Consider the following 755-nt stretch of genomic DNA (forward strand, 5'->3'; position numbering starts at 1 on the left):
CGGCTTCCAACCCAGCAGGGCTGGTCGCCCTATCCGTCCAATGACGACCGCGACCAGTCCTACATGAAGACCCTCAAGCCCAAGTCGGACGGTCAGGCCGAACTGATGGAGGCCATCGACACCCACAATCTGGCCCTGGCCCTCGGGCCGGCAGGCACCGGCAAGACCTATCTGGCCGTGGCCAAGGCGGTCGAGGCGCTGGAAGCGGGCAAGGTCGGCCGCATCGTTCTGTCTCGTCCGGCGGTCGAGGCCGGCGAGTCCATCGGCTACCTGCCGGGCGACATGGAGGACAAGCTGGCCCCATATCTGCGGCCCCTCTACGACGCCCTGTCGGACCGCCTCTCCATGAAGCGGGTCAAGGCCCTGATGGCCGAAGGCCTGATCGAGATCGCGCCGGTGGGATACATGCGCGGCCGCACCCTGAACAACGCCTTCATCGTGGTGGACGAGGCCCAGAACTGCACCTACGTCCAGCTCAAGATGTTGCTGACCCGGCTGGGCTGGCACTCCACCATGGTGGTCACCGGCGACCCCCAGCAGTCCGACCTGCTGCCCTCCTTGTCCGGCCTGTCCGACATCGCCGAACGCCTGGAGGCCGTGTCCGGCATCGCCGTGGTCCGCCTGGCCGAACAGGACATCGTCCGCCACCCTCTGGTGGCCAGCATGATCGGGGTGCTCTGACCACGATCCTCCCCCATCGAGGGAGCCGCGAAGCGGTGGAGGGGGCTGCCCGCTCCACCGACTTCCGGTCAGAC

The 755-nt window shown here is 67.4% G+C and carries 1 protein-coding gene; it reads left to right on the forward strand.

Annotation, left to right across the window (positions count from 1 at the left end):
• On the forward strand, window positions 1-681 hold a 681-nt coding region (locus MBEBAB_RS14745; RefSeq protein ID WP_045319480.1), incomplete at its 5' end, for a PhoH family protein.
• Window positions 682-755 lie beyond the last annotated feature (74 nt).

Source organism: Brevundimonas abyssalis TAR-001, assembly GCF_000466985.1.
GTDB lineage: Bacteria > Pseudomonadota > Alphaproteobacteria > Caulobacterales > Caulobacteraceae > Brevundimonas > Brevundimonas abyssalis.